Source organism: Bradyrhizobium jicamae, from assembly GCF_001440395.1.
GTDB lineage: Bacteria > Pseudomonadota > Alphaproteobacteria > Rhizobiales > Xanthobacteraceae > Bradyrhizobium > Bradyrhizobium jicamae.
This window is the reverse complement of the sequence record NZ_LLXZ01000096.1, coordinates 13315-26468: the sequence shown is the minus strand read 5'-3', so window position 1 is coordinate 26468 and position 13154 is coordinate 13315. Positions and strand designations below refer to the sequence as shown.

The 13154-nt window shown below is 58.0% G+C and carries 9 protein-coding genes and 3 pseudogenes; 6 read left to right on the top strand and 6 right to left on the bottom strand.

Going from position 1 to position 13154, the window contains the following annotated elements; all coding sequences use genetic code 11:
• Positions 1-487: 487 nt before the first annotated feature.
• From CQ12_RS46330 to CQ12_RS42270, 5 genes and pseudogenes are all read left to right on the top strand, one after another.
• Positions 488-667 (top strand): annotated as a pseudogene (locus CQ12_RS46330) (transposase domain-containing protein); the annotation flags it as partial.
• A gap of 8 nt (positions 668-675) precedes the next feature.
• Positions 676-905 (top strand): annotated as a pseudogene (locus CQ12_RS47685) (hypothetical protein).
• Positions 906-1282: 377 nt separating this feature from the next.
• The gene (locus CQ12_RS42275; RefSeq protein ID WP_347337428.1) at positions 1283-2392 is read left to right on the top strand and encodes a hypothetical protein; all 1110 of its coding nucleotides are present in this window, start codon (positions 1283-1285) and stop codon (positions 2390-2392) included.
• A gap of 482 nt (positions 2393-2874) precedes the next feature.
• On the top strand, positions 2875-3561 hold the full coding sequence (locus tag CQ12_RS15010; RefSeq protein WP_057836074.1) for an HAD family hydrolase: 687 nt from the start codon (positions 2875-2877) through the stop codon (positions 3559-3561).
• Positions 3558-4127 (top strand): NAD(P)-dependent oxidoreductase, encoded by a 570-nt coding sequence (locus tag CQ12_RS42270; RefSeq protein WP_083519289.1) that lies wholly within the window; start codon positions 3558-3560, stop codon positions 4125-4127. The genes CQ12_RS15010 and CQ12_RS42270 overlap by 4 nt, the downstream gene beginning before the upstream one ends.
• 989 nt (positions 4128-5116) lie before the next feature.
• On the opposite strand, the gene ahpD is transcribed toward CQ12_RS42270, so the two are convergent.
• From ahpD to modA, 6 genes and pseudogenes are all read right to left on the bottom strand, one after another.
• Positions 5117-5662: an alkylhydroperoxidase, AhpD family gene (ahpD, locus tag CQ12_RS14995; RefSeq protein ID WP_057836071.1), complete on the bottom strand. Its 546-nt coding sequence runs from the start codon at positions 5660-5662 to the stop codon at positions 5117-5119.
• Between the two features lie 6 nt (positions 5663-5668).
• Positions 5669-6223, bottom strand: coding sequence for a peroxiredoxin (locus CQ12_RS14990; protein WP_057836070.1), 555 nt, complete (start codon positions 6221-6223; stop codon positions 5669-5671).
• 364 nt (positions 6224-6587) lie between these two features.
• Positions 6588-7247, bottom strand: a pseudogene (locus tag CQ12_RS43765) (DUF2478 domain-containing protein).
• 23 nt (positions 7248-7270) lie between these two features.
• On the bottom strand, positions 7271-8431 hold the full coding sequence (modC, locus tag CQ12_RS14980) for a molybdenum ABC transporter ATP-binding protein (RefSeq protein WP_057836068.1): 1161 nt from the start codon (positions 8429-8431) through the stop codon (positions 7271-7273).
• Positions 8428-9114 (bottom strand): molybdate ABC transporter permease subunit, encoded by a 687-nt coding sequence (gene modB, locus CQ12_RS14975; RefSeq protein WP_057836109.1) that lies wholly within the window; start codon positions 9112-9114, stop codon positions 8428-8430. Before modB ends, modC begins: the two co-directional genes overlap by 4 nt.
• A 5-nt stretch (positions 9115-9119) precedes the next feature.
• Entirely contained in the window at positions 9120-9869 is a 750-nt protein-coding gene (gene modA / locus CQ12_RS14970; protein ID WP_057836067.1) for a molybdate ABC transporter substrate-binding protein, read from the bottom strand.
• Positions 9870-11419: 1550 nt separating this feature from the next.
• On the opposite strand from modA, the gene CQ12_RS14965 reads away from it, so the two are divergent.
• A complete protein-coding gene (locus CQ12_RS14965) occupies positions 11420-13111 on the top strand; it encodes an outer membrane beta-barrel protein (RefSeq protein ID WP_063799742.1) in 1692 nt (563 codons plus the stop codon).
• The last annotated feature ends 43 nt before the right edge of the window (positions 13112-13154 follow it).

Sequence of the window (13154 nt, the reverse complement as noted above, 5' to 3'; positions counted from 1 at the left end):
GTGATCGTAGGCGGGGCGTTGCCCGCACCTTGTCAGGCGTGAGCTGATCAGCAAGATGTGAGCCGTCCTATACAGTTAGGTTCGCATATATGGTTGACCATATTATTGACGCTTCGAAGCACGGGGCCGGGCGGATATTCTGGTCGGAGCGTGGCGTCGGTGGCGGTGGAGTGACGGTGTCAAGGGGGTGGATCGTGGCGGAGTCGTGTGCTCCGGGCGCTGTTGTGTCCGAGGTGGCGCACCGGCACGACGCAACACCTGTTCGCTTGGGCAAGGCGGCGCGTCCGGTTTGCTGAGCTTGCCGACGGAGGATGCGCCACTCTTCGTTCCGGTGGCGTCGGAGCTTCGCTCCGCTGGGACTGTGGGAGGGGCGGCAACACGGAACTCGATATCGATCAGCATCGAGTTTGGCGGTGCGGCGGTTTGCGCAGCGGCCGGGTCGATCCGGCCTGGCTGCGCGATGTGCTGTGGGCTGTGAGGCGATCACATGATCGGGACTACGGCGGGTGTGAAGATCATGGTCGCGACGAGGCCGGTCGACTTCCGCAGAGGTGTAGTTCGGCAGTCGGCACAAACCTGCAAGATCAACGGCGTCGATCCTCTCGCGCACCTCACCGACGTCCTGACGATGAACGTCGCCGGACATTCAAATCGCGATATCGACCAGCTACTGCCTTGGGCCTACCGCACTCAAGCCCTCAAGGCCGTGGCCCGCGAACGACGCTTACAGATTGGCTACGAGACGTCGCTGATGAAATGGAATCGTTGACGGAGCCATATGGGTCTATGGCGTTGGCAAAGACGGTGTTCAGGCGTTCACCGACTTCGGCATCGAACGCCTCATCGAACTCATCCAGATTTACAAGGAAAATCCCGAGTCGCTTAAACGCTGGCCGTCTGAATAATCCAACCGAGCCCGGGGGCTACGCCGGATGCGTACGGATCAGGAGGCCTGGCGCAGCTTAAATCGTCATGCTCGCTCATGTGAGCGGACTGCGTCGCATGCAAGCTTGAGCGCGAAGGACTCCGTGGGACGATAAGACGACGACCAACAGTCAGAGCTTGGCTCATTTCGTACTAACGCGTCCCGCTTCAGACAACGTGTCGGGAATCCGACGCGAGATCATCAATGGCAGCCAAATGGCTAACTTTTCCGAATTCCGTCGCTCTGGCGGCGCGAGTTAAGACTTCTAAGGACTGGTACGGCGCTTGCTTAAAGAGAGGCGCAACCACGTCTTGATGGTCCCAGGACATTGGTTTTTTGAAAAGAAGGGCTAATAGCATGTCCGGTGTCGCTGCCGCCTTTCTATGCTCTTCAAGCAATTCACGGGCGACTGTTTATGATCGGCTCAAGCACATGGTTCCGAAACTTGCGCTCCGGGGGCAGGCGGGGGTCAACGTTGCGGCTTTCACGCACAAAGAAGGTATTCGATATGCGAGAGCGCTTCAGTCATCATGCGATTTAGTGCGCATTGAGCACGATGTCCGAGATCCGAGTTTTAGGCTCCATGTTGCAATCGCCCATATCCGTAGCCGATGCCGTGGAATTGGGGAGGGGGGCGACCTTCAGCCAATTCACAACAACGCGGGCACCAGCCGCTATTTGGCAATTTCTCTGGATGGAGCTTTGGTCAATGCCCGTGAACCCACGGGAGAATTGCTTGCCCAGGGTCATAGGTTAGGCGGCAACACAGATGCTGAGCTCTTGCTCAAGTGGATTGAACGCTCTTGTGAAAGAGACTATTGGCGGCACGGCCTGCCCGTCAATTACGAAAACGTCTTTCGCGACATTGATGACCGTATTGAAAGCGCTATTTGCGCGCTTTTGCTGGACGGAGAAGGAAATCTAGTTGCATACCGCAATCGATGTGGTTCGCGACCATTGGAAACGATGCAAACACATGACGGGTTCGTGCTCTTTGCCTTGGAAAATTGTGCCTTTGCCGGTCTAGAGGGTAAGACACAGCAAATCCTTCCAGGCCACATCAAGTATGTAGACGGGAAACTGGGGTGCTGCGTTGATCGTTCAGTGAACAACAGACGATACAATGGCAAACTTTCCGCTCACGAAACTCTCTACTTAGGAAATCCGAACACATCGATCGAAGGCCAATCATACTTCGAAATCCGTCACAACATTGGGGTCGCTCTTGGTGGCCTTGTTGCTCGGGGACTGCAAGCAGCACCAGGCTCGACACCCACAATCGTTTCCTCCATGCCAGCATACTGGGGGCCCGTACGCCGATGGTCTGTTTGCGTCTCTCGCCGAACACGGCGTGTTCGCCGAGCGTCGGGAAGTCGTCGCAACGCAATTTTTTCAGCGAACTCTCATCGGTACACCCAGCGAGCGAAAGCCTCGCATTGCTCAAAAGTACCGCGTGTTGGAAATTAGCCTTGCTAAAGCCACGATAATAATTGTCGACGAGGCCCTCATTCGTGGCGATACCAGTCAGGCTATCACGAATACGCTGCTTGCCGCTGGGGCCAAAGCCGTGCATTGGGCGATCGTTTCGCCGCCTATAGTGGCTCCGAACTACTATGGATCGACACACTAGATGAGTTGGCATTCTGCAGGTATGGAAACGATTGCCGCCCGAACAGCGCACGCAAATCCTTCGCTTCCACAAGATGGACTCCCAAGTTCTCAAAATCATCGAAACTAATATTGCGGCATCGATCAACGCGGCCACGATAAGGTATCTACCGTTTCCAGTTCTGGTATCGTTGCTGTCCTGCAGGCAAGAGGAGTTCGATTTGTCACCGTTTACTTTCGAGATGCCAACCCCTGCGGGGCAGAAGCGCGCGAATACGAACTTGCGCGACTTAGTGGCCGATCGCCCCAACTCGAAATCAATCCCTGCTTGAGGTCAGATCATGAAACCCGTTCTCGTCTTTGATTGGAATGGAACGCTGCTCGATGATGCGTACACAGTGCTCCAAGCGACCAATGCCATACTAGATCGCTTTGATCATGCAACGATCGACATGAAAACGTTTCGGGAACATTTCGACGTTCCGCTATCTCTTCTTTATCGCAGTCTCGGAATGTCGCACGAAGAGATTGAGACGGTGGATCGCGATGGGAGTGCAATCTTTCACGACACTTACGAACCTCTTGCGGGTAAAACCGATCTGCGCGAGGGCGCGCGCAGAGTATTGGAGTTAGCGCACCGAGAAGCAGCTTCGTGCATCATCGTGAGCAACCATATAGTCGACCCTCTGCGCTCCCAACTGAGAAGACTTGGAATCAATGACTACATCAACGATGTGCTCGCCTTTGAAAGTCGCGCCACACAATACAAATCGATGAGCAAAGGAGAACGGCTTCGTCTGTACATGCAGAAAAACAATCTGAAGCCAGCGTCAACCTTCATCATCGGCGATATGCCGGTCGAAACGGATATTGCACGCAATCTCGGACTCATAAGCATATCCATTACCGGAGGATTTGTTTCGGATTCGCGCTTGCGGGCGGCGCACCCAGATTACACGATTTGCAACCATCACGAGCTGTTGCCAATCTTACAAAGGCACGGGTTTTTTGGAATGCATAAATCATGATTGGCGAGGAATCATCACCCAACGTCGTTCCAAAAACGACGAAGCAGAGAATAGGCCTCATCGGAGCTGGACGCATAGGAACCGGTATCGGTATCAGCCTGTTGCGTCACCAGCTCGAGCTGTATATCAAAGCCAATAGAAATCGCTTCGGTGCGGATCGCTTGAGTAATGCAGGTGCCCATGAACATCCTTCGATCGCTGAGTTGGCGCAGCATGTAAGTGCCGTGGTGCTATCCTTGCCTTCAAGCAACGAGGTTGAGGCAGTTTGCCTCGGGCAAGATGGGCTGTTTGTCCATATGCCACGAGGAGGTTTGATAATTGACTGCTCGACGGCTTATCCTACCTCGACGGTCGCGCTGGCCGATGAGGCGCGAAAACGCGGCGTAGGCTTTATAGATGCGCCTATAACACGGAGCCCCGAACAAGCAGAGCTAGGCCTTCTCAACGCGATCGTTGGATCGAATGAGAAGCGTTTTCCTGTGGCTGAAGGCATTCCTGCTGCATTCTGTGAGACGGTTCTTCATGTCGGAGAGGTCGGACAAGGTCACAAGCTCAAGCTTGTTTAGAACAGCATGACAATGGGGATAGCGGCGGTAGCCGCGGAGGTCTGCCAATTTGCGAGCGGCCTTGACATCGATCTCGTAACGCTCCGCTCTCTCGTCAGTCGCGGCTCCAACAACAGCGGAATATTTCAAGCCTTCGTGGCCTTTTTGTTGGGCGGGAAACCTGATGTTCTGGCAATCTCAATGGCGAATTCCGCCAAGGATATCGGTTGCGCTGTGCGGCTGGCAGACGAGAGCGCAGTTTCGGTGCCGGTCCTAGTTGCCGTCGCGAACAAGTTGAATCTCTCAGTTATGGCGGGCAAAGGCAAACTGACACGATCTAATCTGTCTCGCCCATGAAGCCTTCGGCCTATTGATAGCGATTTAGAATGCGCTCTAACCGCGGAGCGAGTTCAGATCGATCGTGGTCGTGTCTCCATTGCGATGCCATCGAGGCCTTGGTGTTGAAGGGTATCGAGGAAAACCTGGCTTCGCCCGGGCTGATCGCCGAGTACGTCCGCGAGTATCCGCTACATAGCGATGGTGAAGACCTTTGATAACCAGTGAAATGCAACACAAGCTCGCGACATGGGGCCGCAGCCGATTCTGCGGTGGCCAGTTGCACCCAACTTGACCTCCGGACGTGGCGCCAGCCGCGGCCGGATCGAACGGCTGATGCGCCGGCATGGCATCCGCGCCATCACGGCGCCGTCGCGTCGGGTTCGCACCACCGATAGGCGACATATGAGCGAGGGAAGACATGAGCGGTCGCTTGACCGGTGTCGGACAATAGCTGCCGTCCAGCAGGGTCACGCGCAACCGATCCGAACGGCTGCGCATGGAACGCCGTGTAGGCGGAGGCGACGTTTCAGCTGTCAGCTTCGCCTCGCAACGCTTGCGCGGAGAGAGCGAATGCGAAACCGCAACCCTGGGTTAGGAGCGTGCTGCGCTCTCAGACGTGGATACTGCCCTTCACGCCGACCTTCTCCCGGCCAGGAGCGGGAGAGGGGGGATCACTTCACTGCCTGGGCCACGCCGTGCCCGGCCGCCTCGATCGCAACCGCAACCGACTGCACGATCGCAGCAAAGCGCACCGCGGCCTGGATCGCAACCGAGCCGACGCCGGCTTCCTGCAGTGCTTTCTCATGGGCATCCATGCAGGCACCGCAGCCGTTGATGGCGGAAACCGCCAGCGACCACAGCTCGAAATCGGCTTTGTCAACCCCGGGATTGGCGATCACGTTCATGCGCAGCCGCGCCGGCATCCTCTTGTATTCCGGATTGGAAGCGAGGTGAGCGAAACGGTAATAGACGTTGTTCATCGCCATCACCGAAGCTGCGGATTTCGCCGCCGTAAGCGCCGCGGGCGACAGCACCTCGGCAGCGGCAGATTCCATTGCGGCGGTCACGGCCGGATTGCGGGTAGCGATCGCGGTCGCCAGCAATAGCCCGTATTTGCTCTGCGGTGAGAACGTCTCATCCGCCACCATCGATGCCAGATTGATTCTGACGTCCTTGGCGAAATCCGGAATCTGGTCCTTCAACTGTTCGATAAACATGATACCTCAGGCGACTTTCAGAGTTTCGCCGCCGATCTCGCGGTTGCAGGGGCAGAGCTCGTCGGTCTGTAGCGCGTCCAGTACGCGCAGCGTGTCCTTGGGGCTGCGACCGACATTCAGGTTCGTCGCATAGACATGCTGGATGATATTGTCCGGATCGACGACAAAGGTATAGCGATAGGCGACGCCGTCAGGGGAGCGCACGCCCAGGCCATCGACCAGCGCGCCGTTGGTGTCGGCAAATTGCCAGATCGGCAGATGGTGCAGATCCTTGTGCTCGCGCCGCCAGGCGAGTTTGCAGAACTCATTGTCGGTCGAGCCACCCAGCACGACGGCATCACGGTCGACGAAATCCTTGGACAGGCGCGCGAACTCGGCGATCTCGGTCGGGCAGACGTAGGTGAAATCTTTGGGATAAAAGAAAATGATTTTCCATTTTCCAGAGAAGCTGTCTTCAGTCAACGTCTCGAATGCGCTCAGCCCTTTCTCTTCCTGCACGTGGAAGCCGGGCTTCACGCCTGTGATTTCGAACGACGGCAACTTATTTCCAATTCCAAGCATATTGTCCTCACAAGTTTACTTCGAGCGTGGAGTGACGAGACCCCCATCAGCGAAGCAAGCCATATGCCATCTCGAGACCTTCAACTGCCGGAACACAAAGCAATCGGATGCTTGGCATGCAAGCATCCGAAGGCCATCGTTTCGGCTGATTGCTCCCATTGCCTTCTCGCAACAAATCATGCTGTGTGCATGCGGCAGGTGTGTTCAACGACTGGCCAAGCGTGTTCGGCTAAGTCGACGCCGATGCAATTTGGGACTTGGCAAGGTGAAACTCATCGCTGGCGGCAATTGGCCGTCACAAAGCGCCCCACGATAGCTCATGTGAAGGTGGAGGGGGGACCGGAACTAACGGTGTGTCCCCCGATCACCATGAGGCGGTGGACGATCTCGGGCTCAAGGTCGGCGATGCCCTCTCGGCTCTGATAAAGTCGTCGGATGTGATGGTCGGTAGATAGCCGTAGCCGCTGCCGCGATGCAACGCGCGCGGATCCGTGGCAGGCGCCCAGCGATGCCGCGCTACCATCCCACCCTGACTTTGCGCTCGCACAGCAGCATCGTGCCGACATCGCCGGTGAAAGTCCGTCAGTCGGAAAGGCATTTTTCGGGACGGCGGTGAAGAGCGGCACGTCACGGATGATCGCATCAATAATTCGTCACGCAGGTCCTGTCCGGACGCCTCCTGATTGGAGAACTTGTTGATCACGAGGAGATCGACCTCCTCGTTGATCGCGCGGGCGACAATTACGGCGTCGGCAAGCCCATCAGTATCGAGCTTGCAGGACATGGCGCCGATGCCGAGTGGCTGGCATATCGAAATCTCGTGCCCCCGTCGCAACGTCGAGCGCGAGCATGGTCCTCTGCCTTCCGCGTCTCTAAAGTTTCACTGGATAATGCCGCCGACTAGCACGCCTTGCTGCGCGAGATCCTGGGTGAAGTCGGCGAGCAGCGTATCCACATCGTGTTCCGGCCTATAAAGGATTGCCGCGAGGAGGTTGGGATCGATCTCGGCGATGTTGGCGATCATGGCCTTGATCCACTTGTTAAGGTTCAGGGAACGGGGCTTGGCTGTCCGGCATCTCCCGCTGGTGTGGAAGCCACTATGGTCCGCAGTGGCGGTTCAGAGGCCGAGACCAGCATGACGCCCTCGACCTGAGCGAATACGTCCATTCCATCCTTGAGCCCTAGCGAGTCAAAGGAGAAGCGCGTAATGCGCGCCAAAATCTCCGTGCCCGAGCCCCCGAGTGCAAGCACAAGCGTAATCTCACCCGCGCCGAGCGGCAAAGAGGCCTTTATCCGCGCCGGAAAAACATTGACGATGGAGTTTGCGCGCGGCGGCTCGCGTGCGACGCTGACGTCGCGGGCTGCGACGCGCAGCCGTTGGTGCACGCCCGGTGGAAGCGGCGCCGCCGGCACCAACACGCGCGCACCTTTGACGCGAAGGATGAGTAGCCCATAGCGTCCGTCATAACCGCCTACCACGGCATCAAGACTGACAGCGGCTTCGCGGCTTGCCGCAAGCGGCAGCGCAGGATCGGTCTGCAAGACATGCAACGGCCCGGCCGCGGTCACCGTGCCACGCTCCATGATGACGAGATGATTGGCAAGGCGTTCGATCTCAACCATGTCATGGGTGATATAGATCATCGGCAGCGCGACCTTCTCATGCAGGCGCTCGAGGAACGGCAGAATCTCGCTCTTGGCGCGGCGATCAAGCGCGGCAAGCGGCTCGTCCATCACAAGCAATCTGGGCTGGGACAACAGCGCCCGGCCGATGGCGATGCGCTGCTGCTCGCCTCCCGTGAGGAGCGCTGGCGAGCGGTCGAGCAGCGGTGCGATGCCCATCAATTCGATAACCTCCTCAAAGGCATTCGGCGTCGGTTCGGCTTTGCGCGCGCCGTAAAGCAGGTTGCGCTTGACCGACAAATGGGGAAAAAGGCTCGCGTGTTGGAACACATAACCGATGGGGCGCAGATGCGGCGGGCGGAACGTGGTCTCATCCTGCCACACCTCGCCATCGATGGCGCAAAAACCGGTCGGCAAGTGCTCGAGGCCGGCGATGCAGCGGGCTACCGCGGTTTTACCGCAGCCTGTCGGCCCGAAAATTGCCGTCACACCTTTGGCCGGTACGCTGAAGTGCGCATCGAGCGGAGAGCTGCCCGGCTGGCCCTTGAAGGCGATTTCGATCTGGCCCGGTGTGGCTGTCCTCACGTGCTCCTCCTTGCGCTGTATTTCTCGATCAAGGTTAAGGTGAGGATTGCCGCAAAGGCGAACATCACCATGCCGCCGCCAAGACTGCTCGCTTCGCGCCAGCGCGAGGCTTGGACATAGTCGAAGAGAAAGGCCGGCAGCACTTTGGTGCGCCCGGGAACGTTGCCGCCGATCATCAGCACAAGGCCGAACGCGCCAGTTGTATGCGCGACGCCAAGCACGGCGGCTGTGAGAAGTCCCGGTCGTGCCAAGGGCAAGGCGACCGTGAAGAAGGCATATAACGGAGAGGCGCGCAGAGTGGCTGCTACTTCCAGCGGGCGGTTGCCCATCGTAGCGAAGGCATTGCGGATGGGCTGCACCACGAAGGGCACCGCGCACAAAACCGATCCAACCACGAGCCCTGCAAAGGTGAAGGCGAGCGTGCGCCAGCCCCAGATAGAGGCGAGAAAGCCGCCGGGGCCGTTCGGGCCGAGCATGAACAGCAGATAGAGGCCGAGTACCGTTGGCGGCAGCACCAGCGGCAGCGCGATGATCGTGCCCACCGCCTTAGCCCAAAGGCTCTTCGAGCGTGCTAGCCACCACGCGAGCGGCGTACCAACGATTAGCAGGACCAAGGTCGTCAGGCTCGCGAGCTCGATCGTGAGCCCGAGCGACTGCCAAATCTCGGCCGAAAAGAGTTCCATGCGCGTCAACTCTGCTCGCCGCGGACGTAGCCTTCGCGCGCGATGACCGCGTGGGCTTGCGGCCTTCTGAGGAAATCGAGGGAGGCGCGTCTGGTTTTGCCATCGGTGCAAATCAAGACCAGCACGGGACCCACGGGGATGAGGACATGAAGTTCCTGCGGAATCATTCGACGCCAATCGTCGATGGTGACTATGAGCTGTGACGGCGCGACAGAGAGCTCGGCTTTGCCGGTCTCGATGAATTGATAGGCTTGCGTCATAGTTGCGCCCTCGACTAGGTTCGGCTGCATTGCCTCATAGAGGCCGAGCGTGCTTATTGGCTGGACCGCGGCTGCGCCATCAGGCGACGGGACCAGATTGCAGATCGACAGGTTTGCGAAACACGTCGTCTTGAGCGTCACCGCGCCATTCACAAACGTCGCAATCGAACTCCGCAGCACGAGCTTGCCGATCACATAGCTGAAGCGGCTTTCCTGGACCGCGAGACCGTACTCAACTCGGTTCTTCGAGCAGGAGCGGCTGGTCGATAGAAGCACCTGAAATGGTGCGTCTTGGGTGATCTGGCTGCACAATTCTCTGCTCGCGCCAAAGAGCAACAGACCCTTGTGCCCGGTCGTCCGCTTGAACGACGCTGCAATCTTCGCCGACTCGGTGAAGTTCGCAGCGCCCGCGACATTTATGCTCGCCGCCTCCGCATTTCCGAGCATAACCAGCATCAGAGTTGCGTTGATCAGGATAAATCGGGCAAGTCTCATCGGGAACGTCCTGGAATGAGCCGCTGCGACCTTCTTTTGCCACGGCGGCTCTTTGCTGCTCTTCCCAGCAAACGGCGTGCCGCTCGCGCATGTTGCGTGCCTTGCTTGACAGGAGTGAAACCCGCATGGGTGCTAGCGCGCCCTGTGGAATGGCGGGCTCGCATTGTCGGCTTTCCGACATAGCCGTCTTCAACTGGACACGGCTGCCGCGACAAGATGGATGCATCATGTGATGCCGGTCGCCTCTCGCGCTAGCGTGGCCGACCGCTTGACAATGATGAAGGCGGCGTCGGGACCAATCGCGTCACTCCAACGCTTGCCCCTTTCGGCGAGATCCGCGACGCACTTCAACGAAGAAGCGCGGGATACAAGTACGAGCGCTACCATCCTTTGCGGTCCCCTGTTGCCCGAAGAGAAAACTACGGGAGGCGACGGACAGCTCATCCTCGAAGGTGGCCTACTAACCGCAGCCGAGCCCGCCGGCCTTCGCTCCCGCGACAGATCGTTTCTCGATCTCGTCATAGAGCTAGGACTTAATGCGACCGCAGCCATCTCGGCTCATTGGCAGACAATTACGCCAAATGTCGACAATCGACGCAATGATCCGGCTCGTTAACTGGAGCCTATACGACTAGCTGCGCATCCAATGACTAGGTCTCGGGCGCCTCCAATGCGAACCAAAGCCTTTCGCGCCACGAACCGTTCTGTCGGTGACCGAGCGCCGGTCGATGTTGCCATGGTCAATTCCGCGCAACGTCAACGGCGGCCGCCTATTAATTTTTCATCAGCCTGCGTGGCTCGAGGAGAGACATTGGCACGTCTCTCGTATGCGGCGCGGAATGCCATCCGCGAGAATCGTGCCAAGCCAAAGTTCGTCTTCGCTATCCGTATAGAAGTAGGGATCAGCCGTATCCAGATGGCGACGAGCAAGCTCCAGCGTCGCTCAGCCCTTGCGCATGGAGAGTCCGTGAGCAATCTGCCAATGCGGCGAGCTCTGGAGACTGAGCACATATACCGTGACACTGACACACCATCTTGATTGTAACGCTCCCATCCAGATCGCCGCGCATATACCGGCGCTTCTCGACGACAGCGCTCTCACAGCCTGCAGCCGGCCGGCAAGCTCCGCCGCATTCGCTGACCAGCCTAACCGGTGGCAGGAATTTCGCGAAAAGTTGTTTCCAGGAATCTATCGGGCATTGAAACGACTTCCCGAAAGATCGTGTGGTACAGCTAAAGGCTCATAATTTCATTGCATGGTTGCGAGGAGACTGGACCAAGAGACGAACCATTCGCAAAAGAGCAGTCACCTATTCAATCCGCCGGAAATGCCGAGCAGCATGCGCTTTGTGTCCGACATCAAACCCGCGTTGTTTTAAAATCCGCTAGTCTTGTTGCGAAGACGACATCGCGATCAAAAATCGCAGAGATGCGCATCGCCTCCGCTGGCCTGGATCCTGCACACCACAAGCGGCGTGGAAGCGGCCAACAACGTCGGCCATTCGGCCTTCGCTGCAACATGGCGCGCAAGTTTGTGTTCCAGAGGTGATATGCGATCTAAACTTCTTTTTTGGGGTGCCGCAACAGCTGCGCTCGTTGCAAGCGGTGCCGTCAAGTCGGCGGATCTCCAGCCGGCAGTAAAGGTCCCACCGGCACTGTGGAACTGGACCGGAGGATATATTGGCGGGCACGTCGGCGGGGGCGGCGGCCGGACATCGTTCAGTGATCCCTATGGTCCGTCGATTTACGGCGATGTCGTCGATACCCCTGTGTTCCTGGCGGGAGGTCAGATCGGCTACAATTGGCAGAGGCACCGCGGGGTTTTTGGCCTCGAATTGGATGCCAGTGGCGCGGTCGCGGAAGGTACAAACACCTGTCTTGCCTTCTCCGGCATTGTGGTGAGCGCAAACTGCAAGGCGGGGCCAGACGTCTTCGTCACGGGAACGGGCCGCCTGGGATATGCGTTTGGCCCGCAGGGGCACACGCTGGCCTACCTCAAGGCGGGCGTGGCTTGGCAACACAATCGCGGCGATGTCGTCAATAACAACGAATTCGGTCGCTGGGAGCTACAGAATGCCACCCATTTCGACTATGGTCGTATCGGTGGCATAATCGGCGCGGGCGTCGAGCAAGCGCTCACGCCGGCATGGTCCGTCAAATTCGAGTACGACTATCTGAGGTTCGGCGGACCAAGCGTGGCGACCCCTCCGACCATACAGTTTCCGCCATTGGCAACGGTCCCAGCCAACATCACTGGCCTGTCCAGCAGCTATCACATCGGCAAAATTGGTCTGAACTACCATTTTGACGCCGACCCACGGACGCCGGGATGGCCCGATGCGTCGCTATACGCCACAGAGCCGACTGTCAGCGCACCGCCGATTGCCTTCATTCGAGGGTGGTCGCTGGAAAGCGGCACAAGGCTCTGGCTGAGCCGAGGAAGATTTCAATGGGACAACGGTCTGAGCGATCTTGTATCAAGGCTCACCTATCACAAGATGGATGGGATTTCCGGTGAGTTGTTCGAACGGCTTGACAGCCCCTGGGGGATCTTCCTGAAGGGCACTATCGGATTCGGGCGCTTCAACAATGGAAATCAGAACGACGAAGATTGGGGCCTGGTAGGCTTCTCCAAGGATCCCCTGGCCTATACCAATACGAGTTCGGGCCAAGCCAACGGAAGGTTTATGTACTACACGGCCGATGCCGGGTACGATTTCCTGCGTGGCATGACCTACAAGATCGGTGGATTTATCGGCTGGAGCTATTACGGCCAGAAGTCTGACTCTAAAGGATGCGTGCAGATTGCCTCGTTGCCATGTCTTGCGCCGCGTGAAAGGACAATCGGCAGCCAAGATACCGACTGGAATGCGGTGCGTATTGGCGTCAGCGCTGAGACCATGTTGCTCGACCGTTGGCGCGTTAGCGCCGACGTTGCTTACCTGCCCTGGACGGATTTCCAGGGGCGCGACAGCCATCTCATGCGCAATTTCACGACCTTCCTCGATCAGCGCGGGACTGGTGGCGCTGGTGTGCAGGTGGAAGGAGTCCTATCGTATTTCGTCACCGACAATTTCAGCATCGGCGTCGGGGGCCGCTATTGGGCGATGTGGACTCCAAGATACAGCGAGTCAATCTGCACCGGCTGCATTGGATCCGGCATCGTTACTTTGCCTGCGCCTGCGAAGTACAGCATGGAACGGTGGGGCACGTTCTTGCAAGCCTCCTACAAGTTTGACTGAAACTGCTCGCTCGTCGCTCTAACCTTCGGGCGGTCGCGACTAA

Excerpts from the sequence above, each read along its gene's own strand:
- CQ12_RS15010 (WP_057836074.1), top strand. The coding sequence starts at position 2,875 with ATGAAACCCGTTCTCGTCTTTGATTGGAATGGAACGCTGCTCGATGAT.
- modA (WP_057836067.1), bottom strand. The coding sequence starts at position 9,869 with ATGAGACTTGCCCGATTTATCCTGATCAACGCAACTCTGATGCTGGTT.
- CQ12_RS14990 (WP_057836070.1), bottom strand. The coding sequence starts at position 6,223 with ATGCTTGGAATTGGAAATAAGTTGCCGTCGTTCGAAATCACAGGCGTG.
- CQ12_RS42275 (WP_347337428.1), top strand. The coding sequence starts at position 1,283 with ATGTCCGGTGTCGCTGCCGCCTTTCTATGCTCTTCAAGCAATTCACGG.
- modB (WP_057836109.1), bottom strand. The coding sequence starts at position 9,114 with ATGGAACTCTTTTCGGCCGAGATTTGGCAGTCGCTCGGGCTCACGATC.
- CQ12_RS42270 (WP_083519289.1), top strand. The coding sequence starts at position 3,558 with ATGATTGGCGAGGAATCATCACCCAACGTCGTTCCAAAAACGACGAAG.
- CQ12_RS14965 (WP_063799742.1), top strand. The coding sequence starts at position 11,420 with ATGCGATCTAAACTTCTTTTTTGGGGTGCCGCAACAGCTGCGCTCGTT.
- ahpD (WP_057836071.1), bottom strand. The coding sequence starts at position 5,662 with ATGTTTATCGAACAGTTGAAGGACCAGATTCCGGATTTCGCCAAGGAC.